General features: G+C 64.4%; 14 protein-coding genes. 8 read left to right on the top strand and 6 right to left on the bottom strand.

The window, feature by feature from the left end; all coding sequences use genetic code 11:
• Positions 1–385: 385 nt before the first annotated feature.
• The gene (locus FJZ36_13900; protein ID MBM3215998.1) at positions 386–1,294 is read right to left on the bottom strand and encodes a hypothetical protein; all 909 of its coding nucleotides are present in this window, start codon (positions 1,292–1,294) and stop codon (positions 386–388) included.
• Positions 1,291–2,517, bottom strand: coding sequence for a DegT/DnrJ/EryC1/StrS family aminotransferase (locus FJZ36_13905; protein MBM3215999.1), 1,227 nt, complete (start codon positions 2,515–2,517; stop codon positions 1,291–1,293). The genes FJZ36_13900 and FJZ36_13905 overlap by 4 nt, the downstream gene beginning before the upstream one ends.
• Positions 2,518–2,688: 171 nt before the next feature.
• Between FJZ36_13905 and FJZ36_13910 the strand changes: the two genes are divergently transcribed.
• The 6 genes from FJZ36_13910 (at position 2,689) to FJZ36_13935 (ending at position 9,579) form a co-directional block, all read left to right on the top strand.
• Positions 2,689–3,348, top strand: a complete 660-nt coding sequence (locus tag FJZ36_13910) for a hypothetical protein (protein ID MBM3216000.1) — start codon at positions 2,689–2,691, stop codon at positions 3,346–3,348.
• A gap of 46 nt (positions 3,349–3,394) precedes the next feature.
• On the top strand, positions 3,395–6,043 hold the full coding sequence (gene alaS / locus FJZ36_13915; protein ID MBM3216001.1) for an alanine--tRNA ligase: 2,649 nt from the start codon (positions 3,395–3,397) through the stop codon (positions 6,041–6,043).
• A 169-nt stretch (positions 6,044–6,212) separates the two neighbouring features.
• Positions 6,213–6,692 carry a hypothetical protein gene (locus FJZ36_13920; GenBank protein ID MBM3216002.1) on the top strand — a complete coding sequence of 160 codons (480 nt, stop codon included), beginning with the start codon at positions 6,213–6,215 and terminating at the stop codon, positions 6,690–6,692.
• Positions 6,693–6,702: 10 nt separating this feature from the next.
• Positions 6,703–7,098 carry a YtxH domain-containing protein gene (locus tag FJZ36_13925; protein MBM3216003.1) on the top strand — a complete coding sequence of 132 codons (396 nt, stop codon included), beginning with the start codon at positions 6,703–6,705 and terminating at the stop codon, positions 7,096–7,098.
• Between the two features lie 431 nt (positions 7,099–7,529).
• Positions 7,530–8,288 (top strand): nickel pincer cofactor biosynthesis protein LarB, encoded by a 759-nt coding sequence (gene larB / locus FJZ36_13930; GenBank protein MBM3216004.1) that lies wholly within the window; start codon positions 7,530–7,532, stop codon positions 8,286–8,288.
• Positions 8,289–8,352: 64 nt separating this feature from the next.
• Entirely contained in the window at positions 8,353–9,579 is a 1,227-nt protein-coding gene (locus FJZ36_13935; GenBank protein MBM3216005.1) for a 3-deoxy-7-phosphoheptulonate synthase, read from the top strand.
• Positions 9,580–9,597: 18 nt separating this feature from the next.
• On the opposite strand, the gene FJZ36_13940 is transcribed toward FJZ36_13935, so the two are convergent.
• Together FJZ36_13940 and FJZ36_13945 are read right to left on the bottom strand one after the other, a co-directional pair.
• Positions 9,598–10,251 (bottom strand): hypothetical protein, encoded by a 654-nt coding sequence (locus FJZ36_13940; GenBank protein ID MBM3216006.1) that lies wholly within the window; start codon positions 10,249–10,251, stop codon positions 9,598–9,600.
• A 2-nt stretch (positions 10,252–10,253) separates the two neighbouring features.
• Entirely contained in the window at positions 10,254–10,826 is a 573-nt protein-coding gene (locus FJZ36_13945) for an RNA polymerase sigma factor (protein ID MBM3216007.1), read from the bottom strand.
• 187 nt (positions 10,827–11,013) lie between these two features.
• Between FJZ36_13945 and FJZ36_13950 the strand changes: the two genes are divergently transcribed.
• Positions 11,014–12,237 (top strand): hypothetical protein, encoded by a 1,224-nt coding sequence (locus FJZ36_13950; protein MBM3216008.1) that lies wholly within the window; start codon positions 11,014–11,016, stop codon positions 12,235–12,237.
• Between the two features lie 291 nt (positions 12,238–12,528).
• Here FJZ36_13950 and FJZ36_13955 read toward each other — a convergent pair whose 3' ends face one another.
• Both FJZ36_13955 and FJZ36_13960 read right to left on the bottom strand, forming a co-directional pair.
• Positions 12,529–13,185, bottom strand: coding sequence for a hypothetical protein (locus FJZ36_13955; GenBank protein ID MBM3216009.1), 657 nt, complete (start codon positions 13,183–13,185; stop codon positions 12,529–12,531).
• A gap of 141 nt (positions 13,186–13,326) precedes the next feature.
• Complete coding sequence (locus FJZ36_13960) at positions 13,327–14,025, bottom strand: RNA-directed DNA polymerase (GenBank protein ID MBM3216010.1); 699 nt, start codon at positions 14,023–14,025, stop codon at positions 13,327–13,329.
• A gap of 243 nt (positions 14,026–14,268) precedes the next feature.
• Here FJZ36_13960 and FJZ36_13965 point away from each other — a divergent pair.
• A partial coding sequence (locus FJZ36_13965; protein ID MBM3216011.1) for a DUF4438 domain-containing protein occupies positions 14,269–14,398 on the top strand: 130 nt, incomplete at its 3' end.

Below are 14,398 nucleotides of genomic sequence, written 5' to 3' on the forward strand. Positions count from 1 at the left end.
GAGGTCCTGGCGGCTCCTGAGCAAACGCACTCCGATGCGGCGGATTGCCCCGATCTGGGACAACACGCCGTCCTCGAAGCGCTTGTCTTCGCCTTCGGGGAGCGCATCAACAGCCATGGTCTGTCGTCTCTCCTCGAGTTAAGGATGCGACCCTGACCGTTTTACTACAGGCGAGCGGACGTTTTTTGTGGATGACGATTGACTCAACACATAGCCAATCGCGCGGGGTGTGCTCAGGTCAAGGAACGCCGGGGAACACCGGATCGCCGACGGTCGCTGTATCCGATCATCTCGGTGGTGTGCCGCATCTCGATGTCCTCCGATGATTCCTGAGAGAAGAACCTATCGCCATCATAGGACGCCGCTTAGATAGCGTGGGAACACCCTACGGCATGGCGAGATCGCGAGCGGCGGAAGCCTTCATCCGACCCCACATCGCCGGTAAGCGCCTCCGGGCATCGACGGGCAGGACATCAAGCGGCGTGCTGAGCGATGCGGCGGCGACCTGCCACTGACCGCCGCTCCGTTGGAGCACCAGCGACACGCGCCGATCCGGCAGGTCCTGGAACGCGATGGCGCGTGTGCCGCCGTCGGCGATGAAGAGGGTCATCCGCTCTTTGTCGACGCCGCGCGGCGTCGGCGTCAGCGCGGCGATGATGAACGACTCCGGCGCGAAGGACTCGCGTCCCCGATTGTCGGTGAACCGGAAATCTTCCCGCAAGAACCTTTCCAGCACGGCGAAGTCGCCGTCCGTCATCGCGGTGGCGGCTTGCTCCATCATGTCGATGGCTCCGGCGATCCGAGCGTGGGGAACGCGCGCGTCGAAGCCTCGCTGCGGCGTGTTCCGCACGCCGCCGTCCAGGTCCACCTTCCAGAGCGTCCATCTGCCGCCGACGACTCGGCACAACGCGATGAGAATCCCCGACTCGGCTCCCCATGTCCATTCGAGCTCGAGCCAGGCGTCCGGGGACTCCAGCAGAACGCGGGGCTGCGACGGCGCGAACGTCCCGCGCCGATGCCCGGCGATCCGCGCGTCGAGCCACAGCGCGATGTCTTGCAGATTGTCGGCGACGAAGTCGCTGCCGATGAGGAGGGTATCGGGCGCGTCCGTCATCAGCCGGACGAAGGCGTCGGCGTCGAGAGCGTTGAGAGCGTCTCCGACGCTGCCACCGAGGCGGGATACCTCGACGGCAGCGTCGAACCGAGGATCGGCGCGCGTTCCACTGGCGGACGCGATGAGAACGAGCGCGGCAAGCGCCCGGGCGAGGCGAGGGACGCGCGCCCAGCGGATCATCGCTCGCGGAACGCCTGCTGAATCTTGGCGATGGCTTCGACGATGTCGTTCATGTCGTCGCGGGTTCCGAGGAGCATGTTCTGGTAGAACCAGAAGCTCTTGGCGCAGACCTCTTCGGCATTGGGACACGGCATCTCGCGGATGAGTCCGGGGTACTTGGCGCTGAGGTGCTGCAAGCCCGCCTCGCGCGAGAGCGGCTGCCCGTATCCGCTCGTGCAGGCGATGCCCTCCGCCGCGAGCGCCTCCAAGAACTCGCCGCGCGGTCTCCCGCCGAACTCGTCCGAGTCGTACTTCATCATGAACAGGTGGTAGCCGTGGAGGGTCGTGTAGGGAGCCAGACGCGGCGGCGTGATGCCCGGCATCTCGTCGAACCGCTTGATGAGGTAGTTCGCGTTCTCGTTGCGCCGCTGGGTCTGCTCTTCGAGAACCGCCAGGCGGATATCCAACAGAGCCGCTAGGTACTCCGACGGTCGGTAGTTCCAGCCGATGCGTGGGTACTCCCATCGAGCGCCGCCGGGACGCCGCCCGACGTCCATGAACGCCACGACGCGGTCGCGCGTGTCGGCGTCGTTCGTCGTGACCATCCCGCCTTCGCCGGACGTGAGGTTCTTGCTCGACTGGAAGCTGAACGCCCCGGCGTCCCCGAGGGAACCGACCTTGCGCCCCATGTACTCCGCGCCGTGCGCCTGGGCGCAGTCCTCGACGACCTTGAGCCCCCTCCGCTTGGCGATCTCGTTGATCGCGTCCATGTGCGCCGGGTGACCGCCGATGTGCACCGGCACGATGACGCGCGTCCGGTCGGTGATCGCCTCTTCGACGGCGGAGGGGCTGATCGTGAACGTCTCGGGGTCGATATCGACGAACGTGACGGTGAACCGCCGGTCGAGAGCCGCGCTCGCGGTGGCGATGAAGGTGTAGTTGGGCAGGATCGCCTCGCCGGAGTCCTCGAAGCCGTCGAGGTCGAGCGCGCCGGTCAGCGCCGCCATGATGGAGTCGGTGCCGTGGGGCATCATGACGCCGTATTCGGTGCCGATGTACCGGGCGAAGTTCGCGGCGAACTGCTTGGCGCGGGTTCCCGGCAGCCCCTCGACGGCGCCCAGGAACACCTCGCGCAGGGCGGGACCCACCGCCTGATCCCAGAGCGCTTCGGGGTTCTGGGGCCAGTGGGGCCATCCGGTCGTGTGGACGGGCGTGCCGCCATCCTTAGCGAGCTTGACTGCCATTGCCGAACCCTCCAGTGTCGAACGCGAGATGGGCGCCACGGACAGAGTACGAGGGGGGCTCTGTCTCGCGCAAGCGGGAGCCCCCGCCCCTCACCGCCAGAAGTAAACAGCCCTCTGCGCCGAGCCGATTCCTTGACTCGCGTCGGAAAGCTCCGATACCATTCGAGTCCAATGAACAACGGGGTTCCGCCGACCATCGTGGCGATCCATCTCGTGTCGCGACGCTCCACCCGCCGTACGGTCGAGTTGGACTCGGGGGAGACGTTCAGCGTCGACGCCGCGCTCTTGACGCGCTTCGGCGTGCGCGTCGGCATGGCGCTGGACGCGGAGCGCCGCGAGAAGCTCCTCGCCGAAGACACGCTCTCCCGCGCCAAAGCCGCCGCATTCGACCTGCTGCGCCTGCGCAATCAGAGCGAGCAGGAGATGCGCGAGAAGCTCGCGCGCAAAGGGTTCCCCGAAGACGCGGTCGAACACGCCATCGGCGCGCTCCGCAAGATGGGCTATCTCTCCGACGAGAAGTTCACCGCCGAGTGGGTCGAGAGCCGGCGACGCCACAACCCCAAGGGGCTCTACGGGCTCCGGCGCGAGCTCCAGAAGAAGGGCATCGACCGGACGACGATCGAGCGGACGCTGCGCACCGTCAGCGACGACGATGAGCGAATCGTCGCGCTCGCACTGGCGAAACGGCAGATGCGGCGATATCGGAGCCTCACGCGGGATGTCGTCCAGCGGCGGCTCTACGACTTCCTGATGCGGCGCGGCTTTTCCTACGAGGTGGCGTACGCCGTTCTACGCGAGTTGAGCGACGCCGGAGAGATCGACCTTTCCTGACGGTTTCCGGCGCAGCGACCCCGCTTCGAGTACCGAGGAGCTTCGGATGCAAACTGCACGCGAAATCCGCGACGATTTCCTCAACTTCTTCCGCGACCGGGGACACGCGATCGTTCCCAGCGACTCGCTCATCCCAGCCAACGATCCGACGCTTCTCTTCACGAACGCCGGCATGAACCAGTTCAAGGACGTGTTCCTGGGAACCGGCTCGCGCCCGTACGTCCGCGCAGCGGATACGCAGAAATGTCTCCGCGTCTCCGGCAAGCACAACGATCTCGAAGAGGTCGGCTACTCGCGCCGCCATCACACGCTCTTCGAGATGCTGGGCAACTGGTCCTTCGGCGACTACTTCAAGAAGGAAGCCATCGCCTGGGCGTGGGAGCTCCTCACCGACGTCTGGGGTCTGCCGAAGGATCGGCTCTACGCCACCGTCTTCGAAGGCGACGCCAAGGACGGCGTTCCCCCGGACGACGAAGCCGCCCACCTCTGGGCGACTGTCACCGACATCGACCCGACCCACATCGTCCGATTCGGCAAGAAGGACAACTTCTGGGAGATGGGCGAGACGGGCCCCTGCGGGCCCTGCTCGGAGATCCACATCGACCTGAGCGACGAAGGCAACATGAGTCACGAGGTCAACGGTGACTGTCCCGAAGTCATCGAGATATGGAACCTCGTCTTCATCCAGTTCAACCGGCGGGGCGACGGGAGCCTGGAACCCCTGCCCGCCAAGCACGTCGATACGGGCATGGGGTTCGAGCGCATCTGCGCCGTGCTCCAGGGCAAGCGATGGACCTACGACACTGACCTCTTCACCCCGGTCCTCGCCAAGACGGGCGAGCTCTGCGGCCTGGACTACGCGACGGGCGATGAGACGGAAGTGCGCGTGCCGATGCGCGTCATCGCCGACCATATCCGCATGCTGTCTTTCACCATCGCCGACGGCGCGCTCCCCAGCAACGAAGGGCGCGGCTACGTCCTACGGCGTATCCTGCGGCGCGCGGTGCGATACGGGCGCATGCTGGGGTTCCACGAGCCCTTCCTCTACCGACTCGTGCCGACGCTAAGCGAGGTGATGGGCAGCGCGTTCCCGGAGATCGTGGAACGCCGGGAGCACATCGAGCGCGTCATCCACGCCGAGGAGGAGTCGTTCGGGCAGACCCTGGATCGCGGCTTGGAGATATTCGAGCAGGTCGCCGCGCGGATCGGCGCGTCCGGCTCGCGCGACTTCCCGGGCGATGAGGCGTTCCGGCTCTACGACACGTTCGGGTTCCCGCTCGACCTGACGGAGCTTCTCGCGTCGGAACGCGGACTGCACGTCGATACCGACCGGTTCAACGTCCTCATGACGGAGCAGCGCGAGCGAGCTCGGGCGGCGGGTCGATTCGCCGTGAACCTCGAAGACGTCGCCCGCTGGCAGACGGTCAGCGAGGGCGAACACTCGCAATTCACGGGCTACGACTCGCTCGCCGAAGAAGCGCAGATCCGCGAAGTGCGCGTCGTGGAACGCGAGCAGGACAAGGCGTATCACGTCGTGCTCGACCGCACACCGTTCTACGGCGAGTCGGGCGGGCAGATCGGCGACACGGGAACGCTGACCGCCGGGTCGGACGTCATCCGCGTCCTCGATACGCAGAAAGAAGGGGAACGCATCGTCCACACGATCGACCATCTGCCTGAAGACCTGATGCAGCGGGTCGTCGCCGAGGTGGACGAGACGCGCCGCCGCGCGACGATGCGCGCCCACTCGGCCACGCACCTGCTCCACGAGGGTCTGCGACGTCAGTTGGGAACCCATGTCGCCCAGGCGGGGTCGCTGGTGGCTCCCGACCGGCTGCGGTTCGACTTCAGCCACTACGAGGGCGTTCCGCGCGCGGCTCTGGACGAGGTCGAGGCGTTCGTCAACGAGCAGGTTCTCGACAACTTGCCCGTGCGGATCGCGCACATGGGCTTGGACGAGGCGAAGGGCAAAGGAGCGATGGCGCTCTTCGGCGAGAAGTACGGCGAGGTCGTCCGAACCGTCGGGATGGGCGAGGTGAGCCTGGAGCTCTGCGGCGGAACCCACGTGCCATCGACCGCGGCGGTCGGTCCCGTCAAGATTCTGCGCGAGCAGAGCATCGCGGCGGGCGTCCGGCGGATCGAGGCGATCACGGGCAAGGCGGCGTACGCCTTCTTCCGCGACGCCGACGCGACGCTGGACGAAGTGGGGAGCCTCGTTGGCGCGCGGCGACGCGAGGAGGTGACCGACCGCATCGAGCGGTTCCTCCAAGACGCCAAGCGTTTGGAGCAGGACGCGGCGCAGCTTCGCCAGCAGGCGGCGCTGTCGCAGATGGACACCTATGTCCAACAGGCGCAGGACGTAAAGGGCGTGCGCGTCGTCGCATCGGTCGTCCAGGGCATCGACCGCGACGAACTGCGGGGCTTGCTCGACGCCGTTCGCGGGAAGCTCGGTTCCGGCGTGGTCGTCCTCGGCGCGGAGGTGGACGGCAAGCCGGCGTTCGTCGCCGGTGTGTCGCAGGACCTGATCGCGAACCGGGGCTTGAAGGCGGGCGATATCGCCGGAGCCGTGGCGAAGATCGCGGGCGGCGGCGGAGGCGGACGCCCCGACATGGCGCAGGCTGGCGGACGCGATCCGTCGAAGCTTGTCGAGGCGGTTGCCGCCGTCGTAGACATCGTCTCCGAGCGCGTTTCGTAACGCTCGCGGTTGCGAGTAGGGCGTTCGGCGGGTATCCTTGGGCTAGAAGCGCTGATCCGCGAGTCCGCCTGAGTCGCGTTCAGGCTGAACACCGGGGTCGGCTCGCCCGGCATGACCCCCTGCGATTGCTGGATCCCGAGCGTTGCGCCCAGAACCATGGAGGCGGCAGGTGGCTGAGTATCTGGCAATAGCACGCGACGTGTGCCTCATCCTGGTCAGCCTCTTGGCGATTGCTGGGTTCTGGCGCCTCGGTGCCATGTCGGCGGATTTCTTCCGTGACATGAAGCAGATCGTGTCGCTGATGGTGAAGGTCGAGCAATCCATCGAAACACAGTCGGAGCGCCTGGGCGAAGCGCTGGTGTCGATGCGTGCGCTCACGGACGCTGTGCGCGAGACAAACGACTACCAGATCGAACCGATCCTGAAGAACCTCCAGAAGGCGACGGACAGCCTGAACGACAGCCTGGCGGAGGTCTCCGTGGTCATCGAGAAGGGGAGCAAGTTCTCGCTCGATACGATCCGCAAGGCAACCGTTTACCGCGATCGCGTGTTCCGACCGATCATCGAGGCGGCGAGCCTCTTCAGTGGGGCGCGAGCCGTCGTCCGGGCGTTGCCAATCCCGAAACCCAAACTTCTACGACGGAAGTAGAGGAATCATCATGGCAGAGAGCGGGAACAGCACCGGAACCGTCATCCTCGCGTTCTTGGTCGGAGGCGTCATCGGCGCGGGCGTCGCCCTGCTCTTCGCGCCAGCCAGCGGGGAAGAGACGCGGCGGCGGATCAAGGCAACCTCGGACGACGTGAAGCGGAAGACCGAGGAGTTCATCGACGAGAGCCGCGAACGCATCGCGGAGCTGGTGGAAGACGGCTCGGATCGGATCGCCGAGCTCGTCGAGCAGGGAAAGTCGAGCGTGGGCAGCCTGACCGCCAGTCTCAAGAGCCTCGTCGATGAGGGCAAGAAGGCGTACCGTGCCCGGCGGAACGAACTGACGGCGGAAGGCAACGGCGAGGGGCTGCCCGAGGCGGCTCCGTCCGACGAGCCGGTCGCCACCTGATCCGAGCGTCGGCTGCCGTACGGGCACTGAGTGGTCTGTTTCGTCGATCTGTATGGAGTCCACGGACACCGTACCGTAGGGGCGACGCGCCGCGTCGCCCTACTTCACGGGGTTCATCCACGAAAAAGACCACTGAGCGGATCCGTTCGCAGATCCATTGCTCGGTCGAGCGGCGTGGAGTCGCAGGGGCGGGTCTGAGACCATTGGTGTCAACTTAAGCGACCCAAGTGCTGTGGCGATGCATCCCCCTCCTCGATCCTCCCCCATAAATGGGGAGGAAGCCCGTTCCCTCCCCTTTCGCAAGGGGGAGGGGCAGGGAGGGGGTTGGGAACCAACCGGTTCCCACGGTCACAAGCCACATCGGACGCGCGTCTTGCGTGGGGAACGATCACTTACCCACAAAACGAACCACTGGAAGCGCATCCCTACCGATGAATCTGACGGACCTGCGTCGTCTGCTGGACGAAGTGCGCGCTGGCGAACGTTCGGTAGACGACGCATTCGCCCGTCTGCGTGACCTTCCCTTCGAAGACCTCGGCTTCGCCAAGGTAGACCACCACCGCTCGCTGCGGCATGGGTTCCCCGAAGTCATCTACTGCCCCGGCAAAGCGACCGAGCACATCGTCGAGATCGCCCGCGCCATCGTCGCGCGGGGCGAGAACCTGTTGGCGACCCGCGCCAGCAGCGAGGTCTTCGACGCCGTCCGAGCGGCGATCCCCGATGTGGAATACAACGACCGCGCGCGAATCATCCGCCGCGTCGCCTCCGCGGTCGAGCCGCGAGACGGCGTCCTCGTCGTCAGCGCGGGGACATCGGACATTCCCGTCGCCGAGGAAGCCTACGAGACGGCGACGATCATGGGGAACCGGGTCGAGCGGCTCTACGACGTGGGCGTTGCCGGCATTCATCGCCTGTTGAGCCATACGTCGGTGCTGACGGCGGCGCGCGTGATCATCGTCGTCGCGGGCATGGAGGGCGCGCTGCCCAGCGTCGTCGGGGGGCTGGTGAGTGTTCCCGTGATCGCGGTTCCGACGAGCACGGGTTACGGCGCGAGCTTCCAGGGACTCGCCGCGCTGCTGGCGATGCTGAACACCTGCGCTTCCGGCGTGACGGTCGTCAACATCGACAACGGCTTCGGAGCGGGGTACGCCGCCGCATTGATCAACCGGCTCGATCCCGATCCATCCTGAACTCCCCGAGTACGGCTGGCAGCAACGCGGCAAATCATTGCTTTGGCGCGCTGCTGTTCGTACAATGGGCTCCACTTTGCGAGTCGCCGCAGATGCGCTGCGTGCCGGTTCTGCATCGAATGACACCACAGGGAACGTGAAAGGCGATCGAGGCTTTCAGATGATCGTGAAAATGCGCCGCACTGCGAGCGCCGATGACATCCAGGCAGTTGAGCAGCGTTTGCACGAGCTCGGCTACCAGACCGGCAAGCTAGTCGGCACCGAGATCACATTGATCGGTGTCTACGGCGACATCTCCGCCTTGCCGCAGGGAGAGATCTTCGAGATGGCAGGCGTGGAGGAGCTGATTCCCATCTCGCGAGCCTACAAGCGCGCCGCCCAGAAAGGCGACATCATCAACCCGATCTACACGAGCTTTCCGATCGGGAACGTCGTCGTGGGTGGCAGCGATCTGGTCGTGGTCGCGGGTCCCTGCTCCGTCGAGAGCGAAGTCCAGATCATGGAATCCGCGCAGATGGTGAAGGAAGCCGGGTGCTCCGTTCTGCGCGGAGGCGTTGTCAAGTACCGTTCCAGTCCCTACAGTGGATGGGAAGGGCTGGGCGCGGATTCCGTCGAAGACCTGCGGCAGGCGCTCCATTACATTGTGAAGGCGGGTAAGGAGTTCGGTCTCCCGACCGCCGTCGAAATCCTCGACCACACGATGGTGTCTGAGTACGAAGACGCCGGCGTCGACTGCCTGCAGATCGGCGAGCCCAACAGCCGGAACACGTCTCTCCTGAACCGGCTCCGCGACACTTCGCTGCCCGTCATCCACAAGCGCGGCACGTCACTCGACTCGGAGGCGTACCTCCTGTGGGTCGAACGCATGATGACCAAGGGCAAAGAGAACATCATCCTCTGCGAACGCGGCGTCATGAGCGCCAATCGCTATACCCGCAATACGCTCGATCTGGGCAGCGTGGCTGCGTTCCACTATCACCTGTCGCATCTGCCCATCGCGGTAGACGCCTCGCACGGAACGGGCGTCCGCGACCTGGTGCACCCGCTGACGCTCGCGAGCGTGTTCGCAGGGGCGTCCGTCTTGCTCGTCGAAGCTCATCCGAACCCATTGATCGCCAAGTCGGACGGGTTCCAGGGGCTCTTCCCGGAACAGCTTTCGCGGCTGGTGACGGCAGCAGAAGCCACATGGAAGCTCCGCACTGAGCTGGAACCCTTGTACACTCCGTCCGCCGTCCTCGAGAAGGCATACGATCAGCGCGTCGCCGAGGATCGCAAGCGGCTCTTCGGCTAAGGAGCTCCAGGCGAGCGCTCAGCGACGAGATTGGTCTCTGAGCGCTTGCCCAACGAGCTCTCCCTGACGTTCCGCCAGCCTCCGCATTTGCTCTGCCAGTCGGCGCATCTGTTTCGGCGACAGATCGTCGTGGCGCATGCGCTCTGCCAAGTCCTGCATCTGCCGCGCCAGTTCGTTCGCCAGCAGCTCCGCCTGCTGCGGATCGCCGTCGCGCTCCGACTCCTCGCCGGAATCGTCTCCCTCATCGTCCGCGACGTGTGGCGGCGCGCCGGGACGGGGAGGATGCGGCGGAGCCGGAGGCTTGTGCGCGAAGAACCCCGCGAACCCGTCGCGGAACGCTCTGCCGAAGTCGCGCATGGGGTCGATGTGCAGATGGGCGTACTCGCCGCCCTCGTCACCGATGCCTTTTAGATAGGCGGCGAGCTGCTTCGCGGCGATGCCCACGTGGTCGATCCCCGCATCGTCGGCGAGCTCTTCGAACAACCAGTTTGGCGCGATGCCAACTTCGGCGAGACGGCTCAGCACGGCGTTGTACTGCCGGATGAGCATCGTCTCGCCCTTCTTGAGCGCGCCGGTGAGACTCGCGTGCATCGCCGTCTCGCCCGTCGTCTCCAGGAACCGGATGATGGCGCGCATTTCATGCGTGACCTGCTGCTGCTGTTCTTCGGTCATTGTCAGTCTCCTCCAAGGATCGGCTTGAGCCGTTCGTAGAGCACGCGTTTCCCTTTGTGGAGCCGCCATTTCACCGTCGTCAAGGGAACGCCGAGGAAGTCGGCGATCCGCTGTTGAGGCATCTCGTCCCAATAGCAGAGCCGCAGGACGATCCGGTGGTCGGGATCGAGCTCCTCGACGGCTGTGAGGAGCGCGTCGCACTCCTCTTTGAGGATGAGAACCGCCACAGGACTTGGCGCGATGACGCGGCTGCGTCGGAGCAGCGCCTCGTCGATCTCCGAGCGGGGTTCCGTGCGCGCCGACCTCTCCGCGACTCTCAGCGCTCGATGGCGCGTCACGGCGTGAACCCACGCTCCGAAGCGCGATGGGTCCTCCAACTGCGGCAGCGCCTTGAAGGCGAGCAATAGGACGTCCTGAACCACGTCCTCGGCGGCATCCCCGACGATGCTCCGAGCGACGGCGGCGATCGCCGGACGGTAGCGCGCGGCGAGCTCGTCGAACGCGTCCAGGTTCCCCAGCAGGGACGCCAGGACGAGTTCGACGTCTTCGAAGGCGCTCCAGTCCGCCGGCGTCACCGTCTACTCCCTTCACATAGATAGATACGCGACGGACATAGAGGATAGCAGGAAGGCGCACGCGGTCGGACAGACGGCATAGCGGAGAAGTGGCTCTGCGGCTATGTTGACGCGTCGTCGGCGCTGGCGTACTAATGGAATGCGTCATCGTCGGTAGGGATCGGATAGGCAGAAAGGCGAGACACCCATGACGGATCGCGATGTTCTCCGAGACCTAGCGAAACAGTACCTCGACATCTGCGCTGATCCCGACCAGGCACGGCGACGGGCAGAATGGCGACGGCATAACAGCCTCCAACCGACGCGTCCACTCATCTACGTCCGCGCCTTCGCGTGGGGCGAGATGCCGGAGTCCCGGTGTGTTTGCCAAGACCCCTACCTACGCCGCTACGAGAGCCAGTTCCGACAGCATCTCTTCTGGAACACGCTCGATGACGACTCCATCTTCGAACCGTGGATCACGGTGCAGGCAACGCACCGATGCGGCGGGTGGGGCGTCGCCATCGCTCGCCGCCACAGCGATACGCCGCGCGGTTCGTACAAGCTCGATTACCCGCTGAAGCAGTTGGCGGACCTCGAATCGCTGCGCACCCCCTGGCACGAGATCGACGAACAGGCGACAGCGCGGAACGTCGAACGGCTCGGAGAAGCCATCGGCGATCTCATCACGATCAATGTGGATCGGGGCCCCGCCTACCGGATGTGGTCGGCGGACATCTCGACAGATTTGGGGCATCTGCGGGGAATCGAGAACTTCATGTTGGACATGGCGGATCACCCGGAGTGGCTTCACCGCCTATGCCGTTTCATGAGCGACGGCGTGCTGAAAACGCACGACGAAGCCGAAGCGGCGGGCGACTGGGGCTTGTCCGCCCACCAGAATCAGGCGATGCCCTACGCTGAAGAGCTCCCGGACCCTCAACCGAACGTCAACGGTGTGGCGCGCGACCGGCTCTGGGCGTACATGGCGGCGCAGGAGTTCACGCTCGTTTCGCCCCAGATGCACGAGGAGTTCCTCCTGCGCTATCAGCTCCCCATCCTCGAGAAGTTCGGTCTCACCGCGTACGGATGCTGCGAAGACCTGACGCGCAAGATTCCGATGCTACGGCAGATTCCGAATCTGCGGCGCATCGGCGTCGCCCCGGCTGCGGATTGCGCCCGATGCGCGGAGCTCATCGGGGACGACTACGTCCTGAGTTACCGCCCAAGCCCGACCGACATGGTCGGCTATGGGTTCGACGAGGGGTATGTCCGACGCGTTCTCGAACGCGATCTACAGGCATGCCGCGTGAATGCATGCCGCGTCGATATCACGCTCAAGGACGTGGAGACCGTGCAGGGCGATCCGGAGCGCGTCCGCAAGTGGGTGTCCGTGGCGCGCCAAGCCATCGATGCGGTTTTCGGTGTCTGAGTGGTCTGTTTCGTAGGCTCATCACTGGGTCGAGGCTTCCCAACAGGGACCGTCTTCGAAGACGCTCCGGTCCGCCTGCGTCACCGTCCCATCCCCCTTCCCGTGGATGGATGCCGACGAACTCGGTAGATAGCGAAAGAACGCTCGGCCGGAGCGGCTGTGCAGGTGGGGCGTTCGGCAGCGGCATTCAGGAGAGGGCGACGTATCCCTGCATGTCTTCGAAGCCTTGGGCACATGGTGGTCTCGAGGGTATCTGTAGTCGTCTGTGTGGCCCGCGTATGGTTCGGTGGGCTATGTCAGGAACGACACGCCGGCAGTCTTCATGGTGTCGAACGTTCCGTCATTGTAAGGGTAAGGGTTCTGGATCTTGCCCCGGCGGTAGAGCTCATAGAGCAAGAGCCAGTGCTCATCCAGCCGGTAGACGTCATCCGGGTCTAGGCCGCCAGCGAAGCGAACCACAGACTGGCGGTGTGAACGCGTACCGTACAGGAAGAGCAGGAGTAATGACATACAGTCCTGGGACTCGTAGACTGCCTTCGATGCGGTCCGATCAAGCGTAGTACCAAGCTCATGGAGGTAATATTGCCCCCAGACCATCGCGTCCGACCTTCGGTACCGCGCGTTCTCGCGGACAAGCTCCTTGAGTTCATCCACGAAGACCCGTGGCCACTGCTTGGGAGGAAGGATGTTCCGCAGGAGTGGCAGCAGCACGGGTTGATGGAAGCACAGAGCAACGGCATATCGCAGCACATCGAGCTTCGCTGCTGCACTCAGCCGCTTACTGACGGCTTTCAGAGCGTACTTCAGTACGCTGCCATCCGGCCTCCTATCGGCAAGCTCAACGGCCCGATCAATGTACGCCAAAGCGACATGAGCATTGAGTTGAGGCTCGCTCGGCAGGGACAGCCTCAGCGCCGTCAGCCAGTCCTCGTCAAGAGGTCGAGGCAACTGGCGGATCCGTGTCTTGTCCACGCTGAGGACAAGCTTGAATCTGGCGAGCTCGCGCTCCAGGAGGACAATGAAGTCGCGGGCATCCTACTCAATACGACAGCAAGCAGTGTAGTCGTCGATGTAGCGAGCGTAAGCGGCCTACCTAGATGAGCAGAAACTCCTGAGCTTTTTATCGATCACTGCAAGGATAAGCTCGATCAGGATGTTGGATGTCGCAGGGCCAATGGCAATTCCTTGCGTTTCACCGCGCTTCATCTGCTGAGCACACGTGTCGAGCTTGTTGTACCAGACGCTCCTCGTGCCTCGCGTAGCCTTTGCCGTGTCGAACCCGACGGCGGCCCACGGTATCGAGTGCGTGTACACGCTGGGGAAGAAGTTCGAGATGTCTGTCGTCACCACATATCGCTGACCAGTGCGGCTGACGAGAGCTGCTCTCTGTTTCTCCATGCTTCGCTCATAGTCCATCACGATCAGGCGCCCATCTCTGTGTCGGCGAGGACGTATGATGCTACTGGGGTTCTGCTCTATACTGGCCAAATCGCTCCAGTTGTCATGGATGCACAGACATAGCAGAGCATAGGCAGTCGGGTGCGGTATCGCGCAGGCTCGCGAGACGTTGTTGAAGCGTGTCAAGCGGTACTCAACAGCGTCGTAACCGAGACACGGTGCGCATTTCGACTGCCGGTCCGGCTTGGCTGCGGCGAGCTGTCTGGCGACGTTAGGCGTGAACGTCGAAGACGAAAAGATGGGAGGAAGTTCTTCACTCTCTTTTTTCTGCATGGGCAGATAGTTGTGCCGCAGGAGAGCCTCCAGAACGAAGTCGCTGTCGAGTGCCACGGACGGAAGCTCCTGCGGGTTGACGCTGCGTCAAGCAGAGACAAAAGCCGCTCAATGCATAGCCGCTCTGGGAACCTGCCACTAGGAGCGCGGCTCAGTTTGCTCGAAGTCCAAAACGGTCTTCGTGAGGCCTTGGTGGGTTGTCGCGCGGTGGTCGTGGATTGGGGTTCGCCTTGCTGTCATCCGCGCTGGGGGCTAAACTGCGCCGCGACCTCCCTCCGACTGGCAGCGTAAGGAGCCCCCATGGGTCTGCGGACGAATCTCGACAAGCTCGCGTGTCTCTCCGTCGTCGGCGAAGTGTCCCATCCGAGGGTCGGAGCCTCCCCCTACCGCGTCGCCCAGGACGGAACGCCTCACATTGTCCCGGGAACCG

The organism is Candidatus Poribacteria bacterium (assembly GCA_016866785.1).
Taxonomy (GTDB): Bacteria; Poribacteria; WGA-4E.

What these genes read in the sequence shown, in the direction of transcription:
- FJZ36_13900 (MBM3215998.1), bottom strand. Translation starts at nt 1,294, where the DNA reads ATGATCCGCTGGGCGCGCGTCCCTCGCCTCGCCCGGGCGCTTGCCGCG.
- FJZ36_13905 (MBM3215999.1), bottom strand. Translation starts at nt 2,517, where the DNA reads ATGGCAGTCAAGCTCGCTAAGGATGGCGGCACGCCCGTCCACACGACC.
- FJZ36_13910 (MBM3216000.1), top strand. Translation starts at nt 2,689, where the DNA reads ATGAACAACGGGGTTCCGCCGACCATCGTGGCGATCCATCTCGTGTCG.
- alaS (MBM3216001.1), top strand. Translation starts at nt 3,395, where the DNA reads ATGCAAACTGCACGCGAAATCCGCGACGATTTCCTCAACTTCTTCCGC.
- FJZ36_13925 (MBM3216003.1), top strand. Translation starts at nt 6,703, where the DNA reads ATGGCAGAGAGCGGGAACAGCACCGGAACCGTCATCCTCGCGTTCTTG.
- larB (MBM3216004.1), top strand. Translation starts at nt 7,530, where the DNA reads ATGAATCTGACGGACCTGCGTCGTCTGCTGGACGAAGTGCGCGCTGGC.
- FJZ36_13935 (MBM3216005.1), top strand. Translation starts at nt 8,353, where the DNA reads ATGGGCTCCACTTTGCGAGTCGCCGCAGATGCGCTGCGTGCCGGTTCT.
- FJZ36_13940 (MBM3216006.1), bottom strand. Translation starts at nt 10,251, where the DNA reads ATGACCGAAGAACAGCAGCAGCAGGTCACGCATGAAATGCGCGCCATC.
- FJZ36_13950 (MBM3216008.1), top strand. Translation starts at nt 11,014, where the DNA reads ATGACGGATCGCGATGTTCTCCGAGACCTAGCGAAACAGTACCTCGAC.